Annotated in this window: 20 protein-coding genes and 3 tRNA genes; 15 read left to right on the top strand and 8 right to left on the bottom strand. The window is 69.7% G+C overall.

Annotated features, from left to right (window positions below; all coding sequences use genetic code 11):
- Positions 1-74: 74 nt before the first annotated feature.
- Positions 75-233, bottom strand: a complete 159-nt coding sequence (locus tag ACQUS8_RS06550) for a DUF7563 family protein (protein ID WP_435098657.1) — start codon at positions 231-233, stop codon at positions 75-77.
- 191 nt (positions 234-424) lie between these two features.
- Here ACQUS8_RS06550 and ACQUS8_RS06545 point away from each other — a divergent pair, with 191 nt between their 5' ends.
- Positions 425-1,162, top strand: coding sequence for a creatininase family protein (locus tag ACQUS8_RS06545; protein WP_435098654.1), 738 nt, complete (start codon positions 425-427; stop codon positions 1,160-1,162).
- A 6-nt stretch (positions 1,163-1,168) separates the two neighbouring features.
- Here ACQUS8_RS06545 and ACQUS8_RS06540 read toward each other — a convergent pair whose 3' ends face one another.
- Together ACQUS8_RS06540 and ACQUS8_RS06535 are read right to left on the bottom strand one after the other, a co-directional pair.
- Positions 1,169-1,594 carry a DUF5790 family protein gene (locus ACQUS8_RS06540; protein WP_435098651.1) on the bottom strand — a complete coding sequence of 142 codons (426 nt, stop codon included), beginning with the start codon at positions 1,592-1,594 and terminating at the stop codon, positions 1,169-1,171.
- A 48-nt stretch (positions 1,595-1,642) separates the two neighbouring features.
- Complete coding sequence (locus ACQUS8_RS06535) at positions 1,643-1,984, bottom strand: dihydroneopterin aldolase family protein (protein ID WP_435098648.1); 342 nt, start codon at positions 1,982-1,984, stop codon at positions 1,643-1,645.
- Between the two features lie 142 nt (positions 1,985-2,126).
- Here ACQUS8_RS06535 and ACQUS8_RS06530 point away from each other — a divergent pair, with 142 nt between their 5' ends.
- The 5 genes from ACQUS8_RS06530 (at position 2,127) to ACQUS8_RS06510 (ending at position 6,214) form a co-directional block, all read left to right on the top strand.
- Complete coding sequence (locus ACQUS8_RS06530; RefSeq protein ID WP_435098646.1) at positions 2,127-2,900, top strand: hypothetical protein; 774 nt, start codon at positions 2,127-2,129, stop codon at positions 2,898-2,900.
- 42 nt (positions 2,901-2,942) lie between these two features.
- On the top strand, positions 2,943-3,710 hold the full coding sequence (azf, locus tag ACQUS8_RS06525) for an NAD-dependent glucose-6-phosphate dehydrogenase Azf (protein ID WP_435098643.1): 768 nt from the start codon (positions 2,943-2,945) through the stop codon (positions 3,708-3,710).
- Between the two features lie 60 nt (positions 3,711-3,770).
- Entirely contained in the window at positions 3,771-5,048 is a 1,278-nt protein-coding gene (locus ACQUS8_RS06520) for a PQQ-binding-like beta-propeller repeat protein (protein WP_435098640.1), read from the top strand.
- Between the two features lie 74 nt (positions 5,049-5,122).
- Positions 5,123-5,992: a M48 family metallopeptidase gene (locus ACQUS8_RS06515; RefSeq protein ID WP_435099250.1), complete on the top strand. Its 870-nt coding sequence runs from the start codon at positions 5,123-5,125 to the stop codon at positions 5,990-5,992.
- Complete coding sequence (locus tag ACQUS8_RS06510) at positions 5,993-6,214, top strand: hypothetical protein (protein ID WP_435098637.1); 222 nt, start codon at positions 5,993-5,995, stop codon at positions 6,212-6,214. It abuts the gene before it with no gap.
- A 4-nt stretch (positions 6,215-6,218) separates the two neighbouring features.
- On the opposite strand, the gene ACQUS8_RS06505 is transcribed toward ACQUS8_RS06510, so the two are convergent.
- Positions 6,219-6,836 (bottom strand): DUF309 domain-containing protein, encoded by a 618-nt coding sequence (locus ACQUS8_RS06505; protein ID WP_435098634.1) that lies wholly within the window; start codon positions 6,834-6,836, stop codon positions 6,219-6,221.
- A gap of 205 nt (positions 6,837-7,041) precedes the next feature.
- On the opposite strand from ACQUS8_RS06505, the gene ACQUS8_RS06500 reads away from it, so the two are divergent.
- Positions 7,042-7,704: a hypothetical protein gene (locus ACQUS8_RS06500; protein ID WP_435098631.1), complete on the top strand. Its 663-nt coding sequence runs from the start codon at positions 7,042-7,044 to the stop codon at positions 7,702-7,704.
- A 370-nt stretch (positions 7,705-8,074) separates the two neighbouring features.
- Here the strand turns inward: ACQUS8_RS06500 and ACQUS8_RS06495 are convergent.
- Together ACQUS8_RS06495 and ACQUS8_RS06490 are read right to left on the bottom strand one after the other, a co-directional pair.
- Positions 8,075-8,147, bottom strand: a tRNA-Arg gene (locus ACQUS8_RS06495).
- 73 nt (positions 8,148-8,220) lie between these two features.
- Complete coding sequence (locus ACQUS8_RS06490) at positions 8,221-8,766, bottom strand: hypothetical protein (protein ID WP_435098628.1); 546 nt, start codon at positions 8,764-8,766, stop codon at positions 8,221-8,223.
- Between the two features lie 189 nt (positions 8,767-8,955).
- Between ACQUS8_RS06490 and ACQUS8_RS06485 the strand changes: the two genes are divergently transcribed.
- Entirely contained in the window at positions 8,956-10,362 is a 1,407-nt protein-coding gene (locus tag ACQUS8_RS06485) for a single-stranded DNA binding protein (protein WP_435098625.1), read from the top strand.
- Position 10,363: 1 nt separating this feature from the next.
- Here the strand turns inward: ACQUS8_RS06485 and ACQUS8_RS06480 are convergent, their stop codons facing one another.
- The gene (locus ACQUS8_RS06480; RefSeq protein ID WP_435098623.1) at positions 10,364-10,591 is read right to left on the bottom strand and encodes a hypothetical protein; all 228 of its coding nucleotides are present in this window, start codon (positions 10,589-10,591) and stop codon (positions 10,364-10,366) included.
- Between the two features lie 106 nt (positions 10,592-10,697).
- Between ACQUS8_RS06480 and ACQUS8_RS06475 the strand changes: the two genes are divergently transcribed.
- Positions 10,698-11,132 carry a histone gene (locus ACQUS8_RS06475; protein WP_435098621.1) on the top strand — a complete coding sequence of 145 codons (435 nt, stop codon included), beginning with the start codon at positions 10,698-10,700 and terminating at the stop codon, positions 11,130-11,132.
- Positions 11,129-12,148, top strand: coding sequence for a histone deacetylase family protein (locus ACQUS8_RS06470; RefSeq protein WP_435098619.1), 1,020 nt, complete (start codon positions 11,129-11,131; stop codon positions 12,146-12,148). The genes ACQUS8_RS06475 and ACQUS8_RS06470 overlap by 4 nt, the downstream gene beginning before the upstream one ends.
- Here the strand turns inward: ACQUS8_RS06470 and cca are convergent.
- Positions 12,127-13,491, bottom strand: a complete 1,365-nt coding sequence (gene cca / locus ACQUS8_RS06465; protein WP_435098617.1) for a CCA tRNA nucleotidyltransferase — start codon at positions 13,489-13,491, stop codon at positions 12,127-12,129. The genes ACQUS8_RS06470 and cca overlap by 22 nt on opposite strands.
- A 100-nt stretch (positions 13,492-13,591) precedes the next feature.
- Between cca and ACQUS8_RS06460 the strand changes: the two genes are divergently transcribed.
- From ACQUS8_RS06460 to ACQUS8_RS06440, 5 genes are all read left to right on the top strand, one after another.
- Positions 13,592-13,664: transfer RNA gene (locus ACQUS8_RS06460), tRNA-Asn, on the top strand.
- Positions 13,665-13,838: 174 nt separating this feature from the next.
- Positions 13,839-13,961, top strand: a tRNA-Ile gene (locus tag ACQUS8_RS06455).
- 112 nt (positions 13,962-14,073) lie between these two features.
- Complete coding sequence (locus ACQUS8_RS06450; RefSeq protein WP_435098616.1) at positions 14,074-17,166, top strand: FAD-binding and (Fe-S)-binding domain-containing protein; 3,093 nt, start codon at positions 14,074-14,076, stop codon at positions 17,164-17,166.
- A gap of 47 nt (positions 17,167-17,213) precedes the next feature.
- Positions 17,214-18,212 carry a PLP-dependent cysteine synthase family protein gene (locus ACQUS8_RS06445; RefSeq protein ID WP_435098615.1) on the top strand — a complete coding sequence of 333 codons (999 nt, stop codon included), beginning with the start codon at positions 17,214-17,216 and terminating at the stop codon, positions 18,210-18,212.
- A 114-nt stretch (positions 18,213-18,326) separates the two neighbouring features.
- Entirely contained in the window at positions 18,327-19,727 is a 1,401-nt protein-coding gene (locus tag ACQUS8_RS06440) for a DUF6498-containing protein (protein WP_435098614.1), read from the top strand.
- The last annotated feature ends 39 nt before the right edge of the window (positions 19,728-19,766 follow it).

Genomic DNA, 19,766 nt, shown 5'->3' with positions numbered 1-19,766 from the left:
TACAGGGCCTACTCGCGTATAAGCGACGTGACTTCTGACGGGTGGAGAAGGAGTGGCGGCTGGTCGGCGCGGCGTTACGTGCGACGGGTCGAGCGGGCTTCGCGGACTTCGGCCCCGTCGCGGATCTTGTCTTCGCAGTTCGGACAGACGCGCGGCGCGTTGAGTCCGTCCGGGGTGAACACTCGCGAGTACGCGTCGGTCACAAAGGACCCACAGTTCTGACACTCCGGCATGGCTCACCCTTCGGTAGGACGTAATCCGTCTTAGTTTCTCTGGCCACCTAACCTATTTGACTACGAACATGTATCGCAAGAAACCGGCGAAACCGTCCGGAATGAGGTCGTTTGGCACGGACTCGACGCCCGACGCGCCGCGTTCTCTCGACTCCGAGACTACAAGACCCGTCCGCCCCTCCGGGACGCGTATGCGCCTCGCAGACGCCACGTGGACGGAGGCCGACGCCGCCGCAGTCGACGTCGCCCTTCTCCCCGTCGGGAGCACCGAACAGCACGGCCCGCACGCCCCCCTCGGAACCGACGCGCTCGCCGCCGAAACCGTCGCCGAGGCCGCCGCGGACGCCTACGACGGCGAGGCCGTCGTCGCGCCCACAGTGTCGGTCGGCGTCTCCGAGGAGCACCGTCAGTTCACCGGGACGCTCTGGGTCAGCCCCGACACCTTCCGCGCGTACGTCCGCGAGACGGTGCAGTCGCTCGCCCACCACGGCTGGACGGACGTCGTCGTCGTCAACGGCCACGGCGGGAACGTCCCCGCGCTCGGCGAAGTCTGTGCCACGATTAGCCGCCACGACGACGCCTATGCCGTCCCGTTCACGTGGTTCGACGCCGTCGGCGAGCATTCCTCGGAGATGGGGCACGCCGGCCCGCTCGAAACCGCGTTCCTCCGCCACACGGACCCCGACCTCGTCCGCGAGGACCGCGTCGAGGCGGCTCGCGACGGCGCGAGCGAGCGCTGGGGCGAGTGGGTTTCGGGCACGAACCTCGCGCACGACTCGGCGGAGTTCTCCGAGAACGGCGTCGTCGGCGATCCCGCTGAGGGCGATGCCGAGCGCGGCGAGGAACTCCTCTTGCTCGCCACCGAGGCACTCTGCAACCTCATCGACGCCGTCGTCGCGCGCGAGACTGACCGCCTGCCGCACCGCTGAGTGGCGCTATTCGCTCTCTTCGTCCGTGTCCTCCTCGCCCGCCGCGTGGAGCTCTTCGAGTTCGCCGCGGAGCTCGGGAATCGTCGAGGCGAGCTCGCCGACCGCCTCGCTCACCTCCTCGAGGTCGTCGAGGACGTCCTCGATGCGCTCGATTTCCGCCTCCAAGTCCTCGGCGTCCTCGAAGGCGTCCGCGCGCTCCCCGATGGTGTACCACTTCTTCGCGTCCCGCAGGTGCGCTTGGACGTCGTCGACGGCGAGCGCCGTCCGCAGGCCGTTCAGCACGCCGAGCGTGTTGTCCGCCTCGACGTCCCAGACCGCCGAGGCCGTCGGCAGGGCCTCGCGCGCCGCCGCGAGGTGCTCCTCGACGTCCGCCCGGATTTCGTTCGCCGCCTCGCCGAACAGTTCCTCGTCGCTCAAATCCGATTGGCTCATACCGCGTGCTACGGACGCCCACCCGTTTAAAACCGCGCCCCGGCCTCCCTACTCGACTTCGACGAGTCGCATCAGCGGGTAGTCGCCCTCCATCTCCATGCGGGCGACCGCCTCCGTCCCCTCGTAGTCGACGACGACTTCGACCTCCATGAAGCGACCCGTGAACTCGGTGTACTCCGCCGACGACTCGGCGAGTTCGGCCTCCAGTTCGTCCGTGCGGACGTCGACAGTCACCTCGACGCAGTGTGGCTGGTTCTCGATGGACTCCTCGATGGCGCGCTCGAGGCTTGGCGCGCTCTCCGGACTCACGGGCGTCCCCGCGAACTGGTGGTAGAGCGACCCGAACTTGATGCCGACCTCGAAACACGCCTCCTCGGCGGTGCTGACCATACTCGCTCTGTGGGTGCGGCCCTGAAAGCGATTATCGTCCGGGCCCGCGACGTGCGGGACGCGCTCACGGCGTGTCGAGCGGTGTTCCGGCCGCTGACACCGGGGTAAAGACCAAGGGCCGAGACGGTGAACGACCTGACACATGTCCCTGAACATTGGTCAGGCCCTCGAAGACGGCGTCGGACAGAGCACGACACGGGTCGCGCTCTCCTTCGTCGCCATCATGACCGTCCTCCAAGCCCTCGCGAGTGTCTCAGCATCGACATACCTCGCCCGAATGATGCAGGGACGCGACCTCCCACAGGGGATGTCGGTCGCCGACCTCACCAGCGCGCCCGTCCTCCCCATCGGTCTGGGCGGGGTCGCCGTCCTCTACCTCCTTCTCGCGGTCGCCTTCGCCTTCGTCTACATCGCGCTCTTCCGGGCGTTCGTCGGTGATGCCGACGCGCTCACAGGCGACCTCTTCACGCGCCGCGCGCTCGGTGCGTTCGGGCACTACGTCCTGCTCGGCATCGCCTACTTCGTCGTCGCGCTGGTGAACGTCGTCCCGGTCCTCGGGCAGATCGTCTTCTTCTTCCTCATCACCGCGCTCTGGTTCGCGCCGCTCCGCGTCGCCGCCGAGGACGACGGCGCGCTCACCGCGCTCAAACGCTCGTGGTCGATCACGAGCGGCAACCGCCTCCGCCTCTTCGGCCTCGGCGCCATCTACGCCATCGCCGCCGGCGTCATCAACCTCATCGCCGGCACCGTCTTCGGGTTCGTCCCGTACGTCGGCTTCCTCCTGACCGCGGTCGTCTCCAGTTACCTCGTGGTGTTGGGCGTCGCGGCCACCGTCGCCGCCTACGACCAACTCGAAGGCGAGGACGAGGACGACGCCGGGAGCGTCACGCCGCAGCCGACCGCAGCCGGTAGCTGAAACCGCGTCTTACTTTATCCTCGCCCTCACAGAGTGAGGCGAATGGACGAACCGGTTCTCCTCACGGGCGCTGAGGGTCGCGTCGGGCAGGCCATCCGAGGAGGTATCGCCGAGGAGTACGACTGGCGGTTCCTCGACCGCGAGCCGCCCGCCGAGGAGACCGACCACGAGTTCGTCGTCGCGGACGTCACCGACGACGACGCCGTCCGCGACGCGATGGAGGGCGTCGGCGCGGTCATCCACCTCGCCGGCGACCCCCGACCGGACGCCCCGTGGAACTCCGTCCTCCAGAACAACATCGACGGCGCGCAGACCGTCTACGAGGCCGCCGTCGACGCCGGCGTCGAGAAGGTGGCGTTCGCCTCCTCGAACCACGCCGTCGGCCACTACGAGACCGAGCGGAAACCAGACATCTACCGGACGCACGACGACTTCCTCCTCGACGGGGACGAGCTCCCCCGGCCGTCGAACCTCTACGGCGTCTCGAAGGCCGCCGGCGAGACCTTAGGCCGGTATTACCACGACGAGCACGGCCTCTCCGTCGTCTGCGTGCGCATCGGCAACCTCACGAAGGGCCACCCGCCCATCGACTACGAGCGCGGGCAGGCGATGTGGCTCTCCTACCGGGACTGCGCGCACCTCTTCGAGCGCTGTATCGAGGCCGACTACGGCTACGAAATCGTCTACGGCATCTCCGACAACGACCGGAAGTACTACTCGCTGGAGCGCGCGAAGGACGTTCTCGGCTACGAGCCACGGGACAACTCCGCCGACTACACGATGGGCGGTGAACTGAAGGACGACCTGTAGCCTGCAGTCTCCCTTTCACCCACCACGAGACACTTACCCGCGCCCTTGGTAGCGTCGCGTATGTCCCGACTCACCCGACGCGACGCGCTCCGTGCGGGCGGCGCGACGCTCGTCGCCGCCCTCGCGGGGTGTAGCGCGCCGACGAGCGACACCACGACGCCGAGGACGTCCACGACCGCGTCGTCCGGCGCGAGCGTTCCCGGTGCCGCGTGGACGTACACGCTCGATGGCGAGATCGGATTCGGTCCGGCGTTCGCTGGCGGCGCGCTCTACGCGGGCCGCGGGGACGGCACACTCGTCTCGCTCGACCCCGCGACCGGCGAGGAACGCTGGCGTGCGAGCGCTGGCCCCGGCTTCTTCGGCGGGCCAGGTGGCACCGGCGCGACACCGACCGTCAGCGACGGACTCGTCTACGCCGTCGCGGGCGCGCGGAGTGGACTGCTGGGTGAGGGCTTCCGCGTCGTCGCGCTCCACGCCGACTCCGGGGAGGAAGCGTGGACGTACTCGCTGGACGGCTCGCGGTTCCTGACGCTCCTCGGCGTCCACGACGGCAGCGTCTACGCCGCCACCAGCAACGACCACATCCAGAACGAGGGCGAGACGCTCTACGCGCTGGACGCAGCGAACGGCGACGTCCGGTGGACTGCGACGGTCGGCGACCCGATGGAGTGGGCGCTCGGCGCCGGCGGCGCGTACGTCGCGACGTTCTCCGGACTGCGCGCCGTCTCGCTCGCCGACGGGAGCGAGCGCTGGTCGAAACAGGGCGGCGTCGCCGACGGCGTCCACGTCACCGGGGACACGTTCGTCGCCGGCTTCGAGCCCGAGGACATGCCGTCTCTCGCCGGCCTCGACCCGAAGAGCGGCGAGGTTCGGTGGGCGGGTCCGAACCGCCGTGTCCCCTCGTACGCGGCCGCTGACGGCGTCGTCTACGCGGGCGGCGAACCCGCCGCGGCCTACGACGCCGCCACCGGCGAGGAACAGTGGACCGCCGAGTCCGGGTGGGGTGGGCTCGTCACCGGGCCGCCGGTCGGCGGTCGCCTCTTCGTGCGCCGGGAGGGCTTTCTGCACGCCTTCGACGCCGCCACCGGCGAACGCCAGTGGGGCATCCACGCCGAAGCCGATGGCACCCTCACCGCCGGGTCGTCGCTCGTCGCGTACGTCGCGCGCTCCGAGGACGCCGCCGTCCCCTCAACGCTCGTCGTCCGCGACGCCGCCACCGGCGAGCAGCGGCGCTCCGTGACGCTCGACCCGGGCACCGAACTCACCCCCCCGGTCGTCGAGGGCGACACGGCGTTCGTCGCGACCCGTGACGGTCGCATCGCCGCGTTCCGTCCCTGATTCGATACACCACGCTATTTATCCAGTATAATCACGTAGCGGCGTCCATGAGACACCCCGGACTCAAAGCCCGGATGGCCGTCGTCGGCGCGATCCTCTTCGCGTTCTACGCCGTCGTCGCCGTCGTCGCGATGGCGATGTTCGGCACCGGCGTCCTCCCCATCGTTCTCGTCGGGAGCGTCGCCCTCGTCGGCATCCAGTACAAGGTCGGCAAGTGGATGGCGTTGCGCTCCGTCGGCGCCGAAGACATGCCCGAGACGGGTCGGTGGGGCGACGTCCATCGCCGCGTCGAGGCCCTCTCCGAGGAGATGGGTATCGAGAAACCCACGCTGAAGGTCGCGCAGATGGGCGTCCCGAACGCCTTCGCCGTCGGCCGGAAGGGCAACGGCATCGTCGTCGTCTCGCAGGAACTCGCCCAGATTCTCGACGACGACGAACTCGAGGGCGTCCTCGCGCACGAGCTCGCGCACATCAAGAACCGTGACGTCGTCACGATGGTCGTCGGGCAGGGCATTGCCTCCATCGTCGGCATCGTCGCCCAGTATGTCGTGCTCTTCACCGGCGACAACGACCTCGCGGACTTCTTCCTCGCCATCGTCGTGGGGAACGTCGTCCAGTTCTTCGTGATGCTTTTCGTGCTCGCCATCAGCCGCTATCGGGAGTACGTCGCCGACGCCGACGCGAAGGAGTACATCGGCAGCGGCGAACCGCTCGCCCGTGCGCTGGAGAAGATTCAGCGCGGCAACCAGCAGCCGAGCGCCTCCGCGTCCCGCTCGCGCGGCCCGACCCGCGGGCGCGGCCGTGGCCGCTCGCAGAATCAGGGCGGCGTGAACAACCAGGTGGGCGCACTCTGCATCTTCGACGACGACGACCGCTCGTTCGTCACGAAACTCGTCGCGACCCACCCGCCGGTCGAGAAGCGCATCGAGCGCCTCCGCGAATAGATGGACGCGCGCACGACGCTCGCCGTCGCGCTCGGTGCCGCGCTCGGCCTGCTCTGTCTGGCCCGCCCGGACGTCGTCCTCCGCTTGAGCGTCCTCGGCACGACGACGCCGGGCCGCACCGGCCCGTACGGCGACGACGACGCCTCCTCACGCGCGCTCGTGGTCGTCCGCATCCTCGGCGCGGCGTGCCTCGCCGTCGCCGCGTACCTCGCGCTCGCCTGAATCGCTAGCCGAACAACCCCTCGACGTCTTTTTCGCGTGCCTCGCGCCGCTCGACGCGCTCCGTGAGCCGCTGGTAGGCGACCGGCCGCATCTCGTCGTCCGTGACGACGTCGTAGACGAGCGTGACGAACTGACTCCCCTCCTCGCCCGCCTCGAGGTCCGCGCGGGCATACGCGACGCCCTGCGCGACCGGTTCGGCGTCGTAGCCGAGCGCCTCCGCGAGTGCGGGCGCGAGCGCGAACACGGCGCTGATGTCGAGGTCCGAGCGCGCGACGCGCTCGCCGTCGACGGTGATGTGTGGCGGTCGGCGGCGTTCGAGCACCTCGGGGTCGGCGGCGACGGTCGCGAGGAAATCACGCGCGGCCGCGACGCCGACGTCCCGGTGGCCATCGAGGCGCGCGAGCGACTCGCGGGCGTGCTTTGCCCGGTCCGCGAGCCCGTCGAAGTTGTCCGCGCGCCCGTCGGCGACGACGCTCGCGTAGTCGGCGAGCGCGGCGCGGAGACCCGCGTCCGAATCTCCCGCGGCGTCCGCCTCGGACGTGCTCGCCGACCAGACGTCGCTCGCGGCCTCGTACTGCCCGGCGTCGAAGGCGGCGACACCGGCCAGCAGTGCGTCCTCCATAACGCCCGTTTGTCGACGCCGAGCCAAAGGCCTGCCGTCCGCCGAACACCACGAACTACCAGAAAAGTTATGTATATTACGGGGATTCTACCCATTCCGCAATGTGCAGAATACTCAGCTATTGGCGCCTATAGGCAGAGATCTGTCTCCCTTCCTCTGTCTCCCAGAAGTATTATAGTCAGAAAGTCATAATTGTGTAGGTGGCATGACGGAGTACTCGTCGAACGACCTCACGACCCCGACGGCGACGCACGACGCCGTCCGCGCCTCCGGTCCGTCGGTCCTCGCCGGGAGCGCGGTCTGTGTCGCGCTCACGCTCTCGTGCGTCCTCGCGCTCGCCCTCCGACCAGCCCTCCCCGCCGGTGACGCCCTCCGGACCCTCTGGCCCATCGGTGCGCTCCTCGGGCCATTCGTCGCCGCCTACAAACTCGGCGACGTCTGGCATCGCGGCGTCGTCGCCGCGACCTATAGCGCGGTCACCGGCGTCGCCGCACTCCTCGGACTCGCGCTCGCCTACCGCTCGCTCACCCACGCGTTCGTCGGCCTCCCGTGGGCGTTTACCGCCGCCACCTACGTCGTCCCCGTCTTCGCCCTCGGCGCCGTCGTCGGCGGCGTCGCCGGGTCGTGGCTGCGCGACTGCACGAACTTCTTCGGCGACGACACGACGCCGCCGCTCGACGCCGACGCGCCCGACACCACCGTCACCATCACCATCCTCGACGTCGAGGACGCGTCCGACTCCGACGCGGCCGAGCGCTCGGGCACCTCGATGGACGATACACCCGGCCCGCGCGCCCGCGACGACCAGGCGCCACCGACGCCCGGCGCGTGCGACACCGCGGACGACCGACGCAGACAGAACGGCTGAGGCCGTCAGCCCCGAGTGAGCCACGGGCTGACGACACGGGTATCACTTCTCGCTCGCAGTCCGAACCGATGCGTAGCACGTCCGCTCGAAGCCGACGTCCTCGAAACCGTCGTCCGGACGGAGTCCGTGCGAGCGAATGCGAGCGCGGGCAAGCGAGACGCGGACACGTCTCGCGGAGGCCGGACATGACTGAGTGAAAGAACGACGAGCGGAACGCTCGTCGCGTAATGAAACGAAGGAACGTCCGGACGGAGATTTGAACCCGGTCACAGCAGAGCTGCTCCCTGCTCAACTATCCGTGGGGCGCATAACGCGACACTGGGACGAGCGACACGAGCGTCGCTCGCCAGTTAGCGTCGCGAAAATGTAGCGTCCGGACGGAGATTTGAACTCCGGTCCCTGGCTCCGCAAGCCAAGAGGATAGTCCACTACCCTACCCGGACTCACTCTACCGTAGCCGCGAGGTACGTAAAGCGGTTACGATTCGGGGGCCCTCGTGGGAGGTGCTGCCTCGGGTCACGCGACGTCGCGGTTCTGGGTGAACGAGTACGTTCCGAGACTGGAGCTGACGGTGGTGTGGATGGTGATCTTCCCGCCGTTGCCCTTCACCTTCGCGGCCTGGAAGTAGCTGAGTTCGACGTGCGCGGTCCGGTTGGTGCTCGCGCCGGCGGCGAGGCGGCCGACCTGCTGGGTGTTCTGCCAAATCTGGTCGCCGCCGGTGGTGATGACGACGGAGACGCTCACGTTGCTCGCGTTGCGCTCGCCGGTGTTCGCCAGCACGACGTGGACGTCGCGACAGGTCGTCCCGCAGGTGGAGACGTTCGTGACGGTGAACGCGAACGGCCCGGCGTCGGACGGCTCGCTCGTCTGGTTGCCGGTGTCGTTGCCGCCAGTTCCCCCAGCGCGCGCGCCGTTATCGGACGGCTCGTTCGTGTCACCGCCCGTCGAGACGGGGCTCGTCGTCGCGCCGAACGGGCCGACGCCGGCGATGACCGCGCCGCCGACGACGGCGCCGCCGAGTAGGACGACGGCCACCGTGAGGACGATGCGTTTCGCCTCCATTGGCCACGACTACGCGCCCCAGACGTATGGATGTTCCCGACAGTTGGCTGATGAGACGCGCGCGAACGCCCCGTACGTTCAAGGCCGAAGACCGGGCAACCGATGGCCGATGCACGACGGACGACACGCCGAATCCGGGCAAGCAGAATGCTTATGCGCGGGCCTACCTTGCACTGAACTACGATTATCATGGGTGCGATAGAGGATACGTACGCCGACCTCGAGACCGACGAGGTCTCACTCGACGAGTTCCGCGAGGCCGTCGCGGAGAAGGTCGAGCAGATGGGTGGGCTGGCGGACGAGGAGACGGCCGCCATGCTCCTCGCGCACGAACTCGAGGACGGGGAGGTCAACGGCGTCGCGGACGTCGCCCCGGAGATGGACGAGGCGAAGTTCGTCGCCAAAGTCGTCTCCATCGGCGACATCCGGACGTTCGAGCGCGACGAGGGGGACGAGGACGGCCGCGTCCTGAACGTCGAAGTCGCGGACGAGAGTGGGTCGATTCGCGTCTCGCTCTGGGACGAACAGGCCGCGAACGCCGCCGAGGAACTGCAGGTCGGCGACGTCCTGCGGGTCGCCGGCCGCCCGAAGGACGGCTTCAACGGCGTCGAGGTCAGCGCCGACCGCGTCGAACCCGACCCCGACACGGACATCGACGTCCAGATTCAGGACACCTACCGCGTCACCGACCTCTCGGTCGGCCTCTCGGACGTGACGCTCGTCGGGCAGGTGCTCGACACGGACTCGGTCCGGACGTTCGAGCGCGACGACGGGAGCGAGGGTCGCGTCGCGAACCTCTCGCTCGGCGACGAGACCGGCCGCGTCACGGTGACGCTCTGGGACGAGCGCACCGAGGCAGTTGATGAGTTCGCGGCGGGCGACGTCGTGGAAGTCGTCGACGGCTACGTCCGCGAGCGCGACGGCTCCATCGAACTCCACGTCGGGAATCGCGGGGCCGTCGAGGCCGTCGACGAGGACGTCGAGTACGTCCCGGAGTCGACGCCCATCGCGGACGTCGAGATGGACGACGTTGTGGACATCGCGGGCGTCATCCGCTCGGCGGACCCGAAGCGCACCTTCGACCGCGACGACGGCTCGGAGGGGCAGGTCCGGAACGTCCGCCTGCAGGACGACTCCGGCGACATCCGGGTCGCGCTCTGGGGCGACAAGGCCGACCGCGACCTCGGTCCGGGTGACGAGGTGCTGTTCACGGACGTCGAGATTCAGGACGGCTGGCAGGACGACCTCGAGGCCTCCGCGGGCTGGCGCACGAGCATCGTCGAGCTCGCGGACGGCGCGACCACGGAGGGCGACACGGACGACGAGCAAGCGGCGACGGGGCTCGGCGCGTACGCGGACGGCACCGCACCCGAGACGGAGACGGAAAGCGACGAGCAGAGCGCCCACGAGTCGGCCGACGACGGCGAGACCGTCGAGTTCACGGGGACGGTCGTACAGGCGCGCGACCCCGTCATCCTCGACGACGGTACGGAGACGATGAGCGTCGAGACGGACGCGGACGTCACGCTCGGACAGACCGTAACCGTCCGCGGCACGCTCCAGGACGGCCGCCTCGACGCCGAGGAAGTCCGCTAGTTCAGTCCCAGGGTTCGTCGTCCCGGAAGTTGTCCGGGTTCGCCTCCTCCTTCGCGTCCTGGTGGCGGGCCTCGTCCTCGTGTTCGATCTCCTCCTTGATGCGCTCCTCTCGATACTCCTCGTCGGCCGCGCGCCGGTCCTCGACGGCGTCCTCGGCCTCCTCCTCGTTCGCCTCGACCTCCTGGTCCGCGATCTCCTCGGCCGGGGCTTGGTGCGGGTTGTCGGTCATGGCGTCCTTCGAGTGAAGGTGTGCCACACCCAAAGGCGTGGTGGCGGCCGGCACCGGCGGAGGTGGGACGGAAAACGTTAAGGGTAGTACACACACCCTTCACCGTATGAGTGTCGAGCTGCCGTTCGCGCCGGTGGACGCGGTCATCCGGCGCGAGGCCGGCGACCTCCGGGTGAGCGCGGACGCCGCGGAGGAACTCGCGCGCCGCATCCAGCGACGCGGTGCGGAACTCGCACGCGAGGCCGCCGAGCGAGCCACCGAGTCGGGCCGCAAGACCCTGATGGTCGAGGACTTCCCCTTCGAGGACCCGGAGGCGGACGCGGACTCGCTGACGCTGCCGGTCGCCCCCGTCGACCGCATCGCCCGCCTCGACATCCCGGACGAATATCGGGTGTCGATGGACGCGCGCGTCGCGCTCGCCGCCCACCTCGAGGCGTTCGCCGCGGACGCCGCCGAGGGGGCCGCCGTCCTCGCCGAGCACGCCGGGCGACGTACCGTACAAGCCGAAGACGTCGAGACGTACTTCAGGCTCGTCGAATGAAGTTCGGCGTCAGCGACGTCTGCCTCGAGCACGACCCCGGCGAGCGCCACCCCGAGAACCCGGACCGTATCCGCGCCATCAAGCGCGGCCTCAAGAAACGCCACGGCGTCGAGTACGTCGAGGGCGACCCCGCCGACGAGGACGACGCCCGCGCCGTCCACGACGACGACTATGTCGCGGAGATACGCGAGTTCTGCGAAGACGGCGGCGGCAGTTGGGACCCGGACACGGTGGCCGTCGAAGCGACGTGGCGCGCTGCGCTCGCCTCCGCTGGCCTCTCGATGTGGGCAGCGGACGCCGCCCTCGACGGACAGGACGGGCGCGCGACGCCGTTCGCGCTCGGCCGGCCGCCCGGCCATCACGCCGTCGAGGACGACGCAATGGGCTTTTGCTTCGTGAACAACGCCGCCGTCGCGAGCCAGTACGCCCTCGACGCGCTCGAGGCTGAGCGCGTCGCCGTCTTCGACTGGGACGTCCACCACGGCAACGGCACGCAGGACATCTTCTACGACCGCGGCGACGTCTTCTACGCCTCCGTCCACGAGGACGGCCTCTACCCTGGCACGGGCGAAATCGACGAGGTCGGCGAGGGCGACGGCGAGGGCGCGACGCTGAACGCGCCGCTCCCGGCGGGCGCCGGCGACGTCGACTACTGCTACGTCTTCGACGAGACGATCGCGCCCGCCATCCAGGCCTTCGACCCCGATCTCCTGCTCGTGAGCGCGGGCTTCGACGCCCACCGCCACGACCCTATCTCGCGGATGCACGTCTCCACGGACGGGTACGGCACGCTCACGGCGCGCGTCCGCGACCTCGCCGAGCGCTGTGACGCCGGCCTCGGCTTCGTCCTGGAGGGCGGCTACAGCCTTGACACGCTCTCGGAGGGCGTCGGCATGGTCCACGAAGTCTTCGACGGCCTCGAGCCGACCGGCCCGGACACGGACGCCGAACTCGACGAGGACGTCCGCGAGGTCGTCGCGGAATTACGCGACGTTCACGGCCTCGGGTCGAAGTAGCTCGCGAGTTCGACGCCGAACTCCTCGGCGAGCACGCCGACGTCCGCGCCCGCGTACACCTCGTAGTCCCCACTCTCGACGAGGCGCTCGACCGCCTTCCCGAGCGCCACTGACGCCAACTTCGTCTCGGCGAACTCGCGGGCCGTCGTCACGTCGCGCTCGCGCTCGACGGCGTAGCGTCCCTCCTCGATGTACGGCCCGGCGACCTCCGGGTCCTCGGCGTACTTCTCGTAGAAGCCCGCGGCGTGCTCGCCGACGTGGATCGGCGGGCCGCGGTGGCGCTCGACCGCGGGAAGCTCCGCGACCGAGAGCTCGCAGAAGAGGACCGCCGTCTCGTTCGCCCACGTCGCCGCGCGCAGCACCTCGAAGCCGTGGTCCTCCAGGCCGCGCACGAGGCCGTCGAGCGACCGGCGCAACTGAGGATAGCGTTGGTCCTCGACGAGCCCGAGGAGGGACTCGTCGTCGAACCGCACCGCGAGCGCGCGCGTCCCGCGCTCCGCGAGGGTCTCGCGCACCCCTTTGGCGTCGAGCGGGTCGCGTGGCTCCGGGAAGAAGTGCTCCTCACGGGGGTCCGCGCGGAAGCGCCGCGCGTAGTGCTGGAGGCGCGCGACGTTCGCCGCGGAGACGACGGCGGCGACGTTCCGCTCGGGGTCCGTCGGGTCGATGACGACGAGCGGGTCGTCGAAACTCGCCTCGGCGTGGCCCTCCGGGTCGAGTTCGACGGGCGGATGCCACTCCTCGGCGGCCGCCGCGAGCACGGCCTCGAAGCCGCCGTATTCGACGACGAGCAGCTCGGAGAGGTAGCCCGAGAACCCCTCCGTCTTCAGGTCCGAGCCGTACGCCCCGATCCCCTTCAGGAACTGCTTGAAGAGCCGGACGTCCGCGGCGAGGTCGTCCGTCAGTCGGGCCTCGAGGTACTCGGTGTGGAAGGGCGTCCGGTCGACCGCCGACTGGATGTCGCTCGCGGACTCGACGTCGTAACACGGCACCAAATCAACGTCGTAGCCCTCGAACTCGCCCTTCACGTAGGGATGCTCGGCGTACTCCTCATGGCCGTCCGGGAGCACGGCGTTCCCGACCTCGAGACCGTACGCTTCGAGGTCCGCGCGCTCCAGGTCCGGTGGGAAGCGCACGAAAACGTCGATGTCGCGGTCGCCACGCACCCACGTCCCGCGCGCGGTGCTCCCCACGCGAATCACGTCCGCGTCCACCGGCAGCTCCGCGATGGCGTCCTCGGCGCGTGCGACGAGGCGCTCGGCCGTCTCCGCCAGCCGCTCGCGCTCCGCCGGCGTCGGGTCGACCCGTCCCCGCACCGCGTTCAGCACGTCCGCCGTCTCGGTCATGGGCGCGCTACGCCCGCCCCTCGGAAAAACAATCGGAGTCGGCGCTACCCGAAAACGAAAGCCCTATCAAAACCAGCCGACTACGTGGGAATGCGTACGAGCCGCCATAGCTCAGTTGGTAGAGCACCTGGTTGTTACCCAGGTTGTCCCAGGTTCGAGCCCTGGTGGCGGCGCTCTTCCTTTCGGAACTCACGTTCGGTAGGTCACTTTTCGTCCATCGCAGCCGGGGCTGGCCGTCGTCTCATCGTCTCAGCGGCTGTCCGGTGTCGCGGAGCGCGTCCACACGTCGTCGGTCGAATAATCCCGACACGCTAAAGGTGGCGGGTCCAATATCTCGGCGTACGAGAGGGCCCTTAGCTCAGTCTGGTTTACAGCCCCCGGCTCATAATCGCGACGCGGGAACTGACCAGCCCAACGCCGCGTCGGGATGGGACACCGGGTGATCGGTGGTTCAAATCCGCCAGGGCCCATTCCTCCCGTTCTCGACGGCGAGCGACCGCTCCGCTCGCCGACTCGACTCCCGAATCGCCCGACGCCACCGACCCCCGTGGTATTATGGGCGTGACGCGCCCTCCCACGAGTATGGCTATCGACCCGGGCGAGGCGGCGGACCCGGCCGCGGACGCCGCCGCGAACTACGACTACGCGAGCGACGACGTCGAGCGACCGGACCTCGCGGCGGCGCTGGAGCGCCGCGTGGACGGCGAGGTCCGCTTCGACTCCTACTCCCGAGAGTTGTACGCGACGGACGCGAGCATCTACGAGGTCGAACCCGTGGGCGTGGTGTTCCCGACGGGCACCGCTGACGTCGCCGCCGTCGTGGAGTACTGCGCCGAGGAGGAGATTGCGGTCCTCCCGCGTGGTGGCGGGACGAGTCTCGCGGGCCAGACGGTGAACGAGGCCGTCGTCCTCGACTTCACGCGGCACATGGACGCCGTGCGCGGCGTTGACCCCGACAACGCCCTCGCCCGCGCCCAACCGGGCGTGAAGCTCGGGCGACTGAACACCGAACTCGAGGAGTACGGCCTGAAGTTCGCGCCCGACCCGGCGTGGGGCGACAAGTCCGCGCTCGGGGGCGCCATCGGGAACAACTCGACGGGCTCGCACTCGCTGAAGTACGGGAAGACGGACGCCTACGTCGAGGAGGTCGAGGCGGTGCTCGCGGACGGCACCGTCACGACGTTCGGCGAGACCACCGTCGGTGAACTTCGCGAAACCGCGGACCCCGAGGGCGACATCGAGGCGCGCGTCCACGCGGAAGTCCTCCGGATTCTGGAGGCGGACGCCGACGAGGTCCGCGAGCGCTACCCCGACCTGAAGCGCAACGTCTCGGGCTACAACCTCGACGTGCTCGTTGCGGAGGGGACGGACGAGTCGGGTGAGGTGGCCGACGACGCGACGGTGAACCTCGCGCGCCTGCTCGCGGGGAGCGAGGGCACGCTCGCCGTCGTCACGGAGGCCACCGTCTCCCTCGAACCCATCCCGGAGACGAAGTCGGTGGCGCTCCTGACCTACGACGACGTCGTGTCGGCCGTCTCGGACGTCGAGGCGGTCCTCGAGCACGACGCGGCGGCGGTCGAACTCATCGACGACGTCCTCCTCGACCTCGCACGCGACACTGAGGAGTTCCGCGACGTCGTCGGCCTCCTGCCCGAGGGGACGGGCTCCGTCCTGCTCGTGGAGTTCTACGCCGAGGACGACGAGGCGGGCCGGCAGCAGGTCGCGGACCTCCTCGCGGACCGCCGACCCGGCACGGAGACGGTCGTCGACCCCGGGGCCGACCATCCGGGGAGCGACGCGCCTGTCCGCGCGAACGCCGCCCTTGAGGCCCACGACGCCGAGCGCCGCGCGAAGTTCTGGAAGATGCGCAAGTCCGGCCTCCCCATCCTGCTCTCCCGGACGACGGACGAGAAGCACGTCTCCTTCATCGAGGACTGCGCGATTCCCCCGGAGCACCTCGCGGAGTACGTGCAGGGCTTTCAGGAGATCCTGGAGGAGCACGACACGTTCGCGTCCTTCTACGCACACGCGGGCCCCGGCGTCCTGCACGTCCGCCCGCTCGTGAACACCAAAACCCTCGACGGTGTGGAGGCGATGCAGTCCATCGCGGACGACGTGACTGACCTCGTCGTCGAGTACGGCGGCTCCGTCTCGGGCGAGCACGGCGACGGCCGCGCGCGCACCCAGTGGAACAAGAAACTCTACGGCGAGGACCTGTGGGAGACGTTCCGCGACCTCAAGAGCGCCTACGACCCGGACTGGCTGCTCAACCCCGGGCAGGTCTGTGGCTACGGCGACCCGGGCGAGTCGCCGACGGGCACGCCCGCGCGCGCCGAGGCCGTCGACATGACCGAACACCACCGCTACGGCCCCGACTACGAGTTCGAGGCGGGCTTCGAGCCGTCGCTGGCGTGGGAGAACGAGAACGGCTTCGAGGGGATGGTCGAGCTCTGTCACGGCTGTGGCGGCTGTCGCGGCGACCAAGACACCACGGGCGGCGTGATGTGCCCGACTTACCGGGCAAGCGGCGAGGAGATTCAGAGCACGCGGGGCCGTGCGAACATGCTCCGGCAGGCGATGAGCGGCGACCTCCCCGAGGGCGAACTCACCGACCCCGAGTTCGTCGAGGAGGTCATGGACCTCTGTATCGGCTGTAAGGGCTGTGCGCGCGACTGCCCGAGCGAGGTCGACATGGCGAAGCTGAAGGCGGAAGTCGAGCACCAGTACCACGACGAGCACGGCGCGAGCCTGCGCGATCATCTCTTCGCGCGCATCGACGACCTCTCCCGACTCGGCTCGGCGCTCGCGCCGCTCTCGAACGCCGCGACGAAACTCCCGTTCGCCCGCGACGCGATGGAGCGTTTGGTGGGTATCGCCGCCGAGCGCTCGCTCCCGAAGTTCCAACGTGAGACCTTCCAGGACTGGTGGGATGCGCGCGGTCCGCAGGTCCCCGAGCGGAGCGCCGACCGGAAGGTCGTCCTCTTCCCGGACACCTACTCGAACTACAGCGAGCCAGCACCCCTCAAAGCCGCCGTCCGCGTTCTCGAGGCCGCGGGCGTCCACGTGCGCGTCGCCGACCGGACGGACTCCGGGCGGCCCGCGCACTCGAAGGGCTTCCTCGATAAGGCCGCGGACACCGCGGCGGAGAACGTCGCCGCGCTCCACCCCTACGTCGAGGCGGGCTGGGACGTCGTGCTCGTCGAGCCCTCGGACGCCGTCATGTTCCAGCACGACTATCTCGACTTGCTCTCGGGTGAGCGCGTCGAGGCCGTCGCGGACAACACCTACGGCGTCCTCGAATACCTCGACGCCTTCCGGCTCGACGACGCCATCGACGCCAACGCGCCCGCGACGTCGCTCACCTACCACGGCCACTGCCACCAGAAGGCCGTGAAGAAGGACCACCACGCGGTCGGCGTCCTGCGTCGCGCCGGCTACACGGTCGACCCGCTCGACTCCGGCTGCTGTGGGATGGCGGGGAGTTTCGGCTACGAGGCCGAACACCACTCGATGAGCGAGGCCATCGCGGAGACGCTCTACGGGCAGATCGACGACAGCCCCGCCGAGGTCGTCGTCGCGCCCGGCGCGTCCTGTCGCACCCAGCTCGGCGACCGGGACGCGGACGCCGAGCGGCCGCCGACGCCGGTCGAGCTGCTCGCCGCCGCGCTCCCGTAGCCGGACGGCCCAATCGCTTACGGCGCGCACTGGCGAAGGCTTCCACAATGGCAGACGCGCCGCCGCTAGACGAGTCGTTCATCGGGGAGACGCCGCTCCTGCGAATCGACGTCCCCGCCGTCCCCGCCGAGGTGTACGCGAAACCCGAGTGGTACAACCTCTACGACCAGTCCTTCGGCGGCGGGTCGGTGAAGACCCGCATCGGGCAGGCGATGCTCGACGCCGCCGAGGACGCGGGCGATCTCGACGGCAACACGCTCGTCGTCGAACCCTCCTCTGGGAACACGGGGACGGCGCTCGCGCGCCTCGGCGTCGAGCGCGGCTACGACGTCGAAATCGTGCTACCGGAGGAGGCTCCCGAGCAGAAGGCCGAGGCGATTCGGCGCGCCGGCGGCACCGTCACCTATGCCGCGGACTACGAGGCGATGCTGGACGTCGCAGAGCGCCGCGTCGAAGAGCGCGACGCCTTCATGCCCGACCAGTACTCGAACCCCGCGAACCCCGCCGTCCACGCGCGCACGACCGGTCCGGAGCTCTACGACCAGACGGACGGCCGCGTCACACATTTCGTCGCGGGCGCGGGCACCGGCGGGACGGTGACGGGCGTCGCGCGCGCCCTCCGCGAGCGCACGGACGCGACCGTCGTCGGCTACGAGCCCGCGGAGCCGCGCCACGGCATTGACGGCCTGAAGTACGTTCGCGGGCCGCGCTTCGACTTCCCGGAGGTCTACGGCCGCGATTACCTCGACGACGTCCTCGAACTCTCGACGGCGGACGCCTACTACGAGGCGCGTCGCCTCCGCGAGCGCTACGACGACGTCGACCCCGTCGTCTACGACACCGGCCAGTACGACCGCGACGTCGTCCGCGAGCACCTCCGCGTGAACGGCGAGTTCCTCGTCGGCCCCTCTTCGGGCGGCGCTATCGCCGCCGTGAAACGCCTCGCCGAGCGCGGCGACATCGCAGCGGACGACGTCGTCGTCATCCCCTTCCCCGACAGGGGCGACCGGTACGCCGACATCCCGCTCTGGGACGACTACCTCTAGACGACCCCGCTCCTTTTGGTATCGCGCCGGAAACCATCACACGATGCCCTCCACCCCGTCCGCCCCGCTCGCCCAGCGTCCCGCTCTCGCGTCGCCGTGAACGGGCGTACCTCCGTGCCCAGCGGCCTCCCGTATCTCGCGGTGGTCGTCGCGAACTGCTTCCCGCTCGTCGGCGTCCTCGCCTTCGACTGGAGCGTCGTCGCCGTCCTCGTCCTCTATTGGGTCGAAATGGGCGTCGGCGCACTCTGGGCGCTCCCACGCGCCCTGCTCACGGTACCACGCGACACCGCCTTGCACGGCTCCAACTTGCCGTTTCGAGAGCTCCGCAAGAAGCGCGGCGGGCCGCCGCTTTGGCCGGGCGGCCCCACCGCGTACGTCCGGAACGTCCCCGTCGCGCTCCAGCAGGTCGTCTTCCTCGCGCTCTTCTGGCTCGTCCTCGGCGTGTTCTTCGCGCTCGCGCTGGACGTGCCGGCCGCGCTCACGCCCGGCGTCACACGCACCGTCGCCGTCGGCGCACTCGGGATCACCGTCGCACATGGCGTCGAGTTCGTCCGCACGTACGTCGGCGAGCGCGAGTACGCCGAGACGACCGACCGGCAGGTCGTCGCCCCGACCGCCCGGCAGGGCGTCTTCTTCGCCGTCCTCCTCTTCGTCACGGCGGGGAGCGAGGGGTTCCGCAGTACCGGCATCGTCGTTGTCGCACTCGTCGTCGCCGCGAAAATCGCCGTCGAGACGCACGCACGCTTCCTCGCCGACGGCGATGGTACCATCGCGCGCCTCCTCGCGCGTTTCGGCCCCGGCGACACGACCGCGCCCGCCCCGGCCGTCCCGCTTCCCGACGGCGACCCGGACGCCGTCGTCCGCCCGGACCGCCGCGGCGTCCTCGTCGGCTGCGTGCTCCGCGCGCTCGTCTCGCTCGTGAACCGCCCCGCGCTCATCGTCGCGCTCGTCGGAGTCTTGCTCTTCCTCGTTGACCCCGTCCTCGTGCTCGTGCCCGTGTGTCTCCTCCTCGTCGGATTCCTCACCGGGGCCGCCGTCTCCTACCTCCTCCGCGGCACCGTCGAGTATCGCCGGTACGGCGACGTCCTCGTCGGCTACGACCGACTCATCGGGGAGCCGCAGTGGCGTGCGCCGCTTGACGACGTCGACGCGTCGGTGCGCTACGGCGCGCTCGGCCGCCACCTCGGCGTCGCCACCGTCGGCCTCGACTGGCGCGACCCGGACGAGTCGCCGTGGGGGTCGGTCAACTACGAGGCCGAGCGGACGAACGCGACCGTCGGCCCGCTCTCCGAGCCCGAACGTGACGTCCGCGCGCTCGACCTCCGGGTCGCTCGACCGACGCCGCCAGAGCGCGACCTGACGCTCGCCGCCGCGGTGCTCGCACTCGCCGCCGTCATCGTTGGCGTCCCGAGCGCGCTCGCCGTGCTCTCCGGGAACCCAGCCGCGTTCATCTTCCTCCCTTTCCTCGCGATGGTCGCGCTCCCGCTCTGCTGGGTGGCCGTCCGGCGCGTCTGAGGCGACCGACATCCGTTAGGCGCTCGCGGCGCAAGTCGG

It is taken from the genome of Halarchaeum sp. P4 (assembly GCF_051195175.1).
Taxonomy (GTDB): Archaea; Halobacteriota; Halobacteria; order Halobacteriales; family Halobacteriaceae; genus Halarchaeum.
This window is presented reverse-complemented; position numbering and strand designations above follow the sequence as displayed.

Excerpts from the sequence above, each read along its gene's own strand:
- ACQUS8_RS06550 (WP_435098657.1), bottom strand. The coding sequence starts at position 233 with ATGCCGGAGTGTCAGAACTGTGGGTCCTTTGTGACCGACGCGTACTCG.
- ACQUS8_RS06545 (WP_435098654.1), top strand. The coding sequence starts at position 425 with ATGCGCCTCGCAGACGCCACGTGGACGGAGGCCGACGCCGCCGCAGTC.
- ACQUS8_RS06540 (WP_435098651.1), bottom strand. The coding sequence starts at position 1,594 with ATGAGCCAATCGGATTTGAGCGACGAGGAACTGTTCGGCGAGGCGGCG.
- ACQUS8_RS06535 (WP_435098648.1), bottom strand. The coding sequence starts at position 1,984 with ATGGTCAGCACCGCCGAGGAGGCGTGTTTCGAGGTCGGCATCAAGTTC.
- ACQUS8_RS06530 (WP_435098646.1), top strand. The coding sequence starts at position 2,127 with ATGTCCCTGAACATTGGTCAGGCCCTCGAAGACGGCGTCGGACAGAGC.
- azf (WP_435098643.1), top strand. The coding sequence starts at position 2,943 with ATGGACGAACCGGTTCTCCTCACGGGCGCTGAGGGTCGCGTCGGGCAG.
- ACQUS8_RS06520 (WP_435098640.1), top strand. The coding sequence starts at position 3,771 with ATGTCCCGACTCACCCGACGCGACGCGCTCCGTGCGGGCGGCGCGACG.
- ACQUS8_RS06515 (WP_435099250.1), top strand. The coding sequence starts at position 5,123 with ATGGCCGTCGTCGGCGCGATCCTCTTCGCGTTCTACGCCGTCGTCGCC.
- ACQUS8_RS06510 (WP_435098637.1), top strand. The coding sequence starts at position 5,993 with ATGGACGCGCGCACGACGCTCGCCGTCGCGCTCGGTGCCGCGCTCGGC.
- ACQUS8_RS06505 (WP_435098634.1), bottom strand. The coding sequence starts at position 6,836 with ATGGAGGACGCACTGCTGGCCGGTGTCGCCGCCTTCGACGCCGGGCAG.
- ACQUS8_RS06500 (WP_435098631.1), top strand. The coding sequence starts at position 7,042 with ATGACGGAGTACTCGTCGAACGACCTCACGACCCCGACGGCGACGCAC.
- ACQUS8_RS06490 (WP_435098628.1), bottom strand. The coding sequence starts at position 8,766 with ATGGAGGCGAAACGCATCGTCCTCACGGTGGCCGTCGTCCTACTCGGC.
- ACQUS8_RS06485 (WP_435098625.1), top strand. The coding sequence starts at position 8,956 with ATGGGTGCGATAGAGGATACGTACGCCGACCTCGAGACCGACGAGGTC.
- ACQUS8_RS06480 (WP_435098623.1), bottom strand. The coding sequence starts at position 10,591 with ATGACCGACAACCCGCACCAAGCCCCGGCCGAGGAGATCGCGGACCAG.
- ACQUS8_RS06475 (WP_435098621.1), top strand. The coding sequence starts at position 10,698 with ATGAGTGTCGAGCTGCCGTTCGCGCCGGTGGACGCGGTCATCCGGCGC.
- ACQUS8_RS06470 (WP_435098619.1), top strand. The coding sequence starts at position 11,129 with ATGAAGTTCGGCGTCAGCGACGTCTGCCTCGAGCACGACCCCGGCGAG.
- cca (WP_435098617.1), bottom strand. The coding sequence starts at position 13,491 with ATGACCGAGACGGCGGACGTGCTGAACGCGGTGCGGGGACGGGTCGAC.
- ACQUS8_RS06450 (WP_435098616.1), top strand. The coding sequence starts at position 14,074 with ATGGCTATCGACCCGGGCGAGGCGGCGGACCCGGCCGCGGACGCCGCC.
- ACQUS8_RS06445 (WP_435098615.1), top strand. The coding sequence starts at position 17,214 with ATGGCAGACGCGCCGCCGCTAGACGAGTCGTTCATCGGGGAGACGCCG.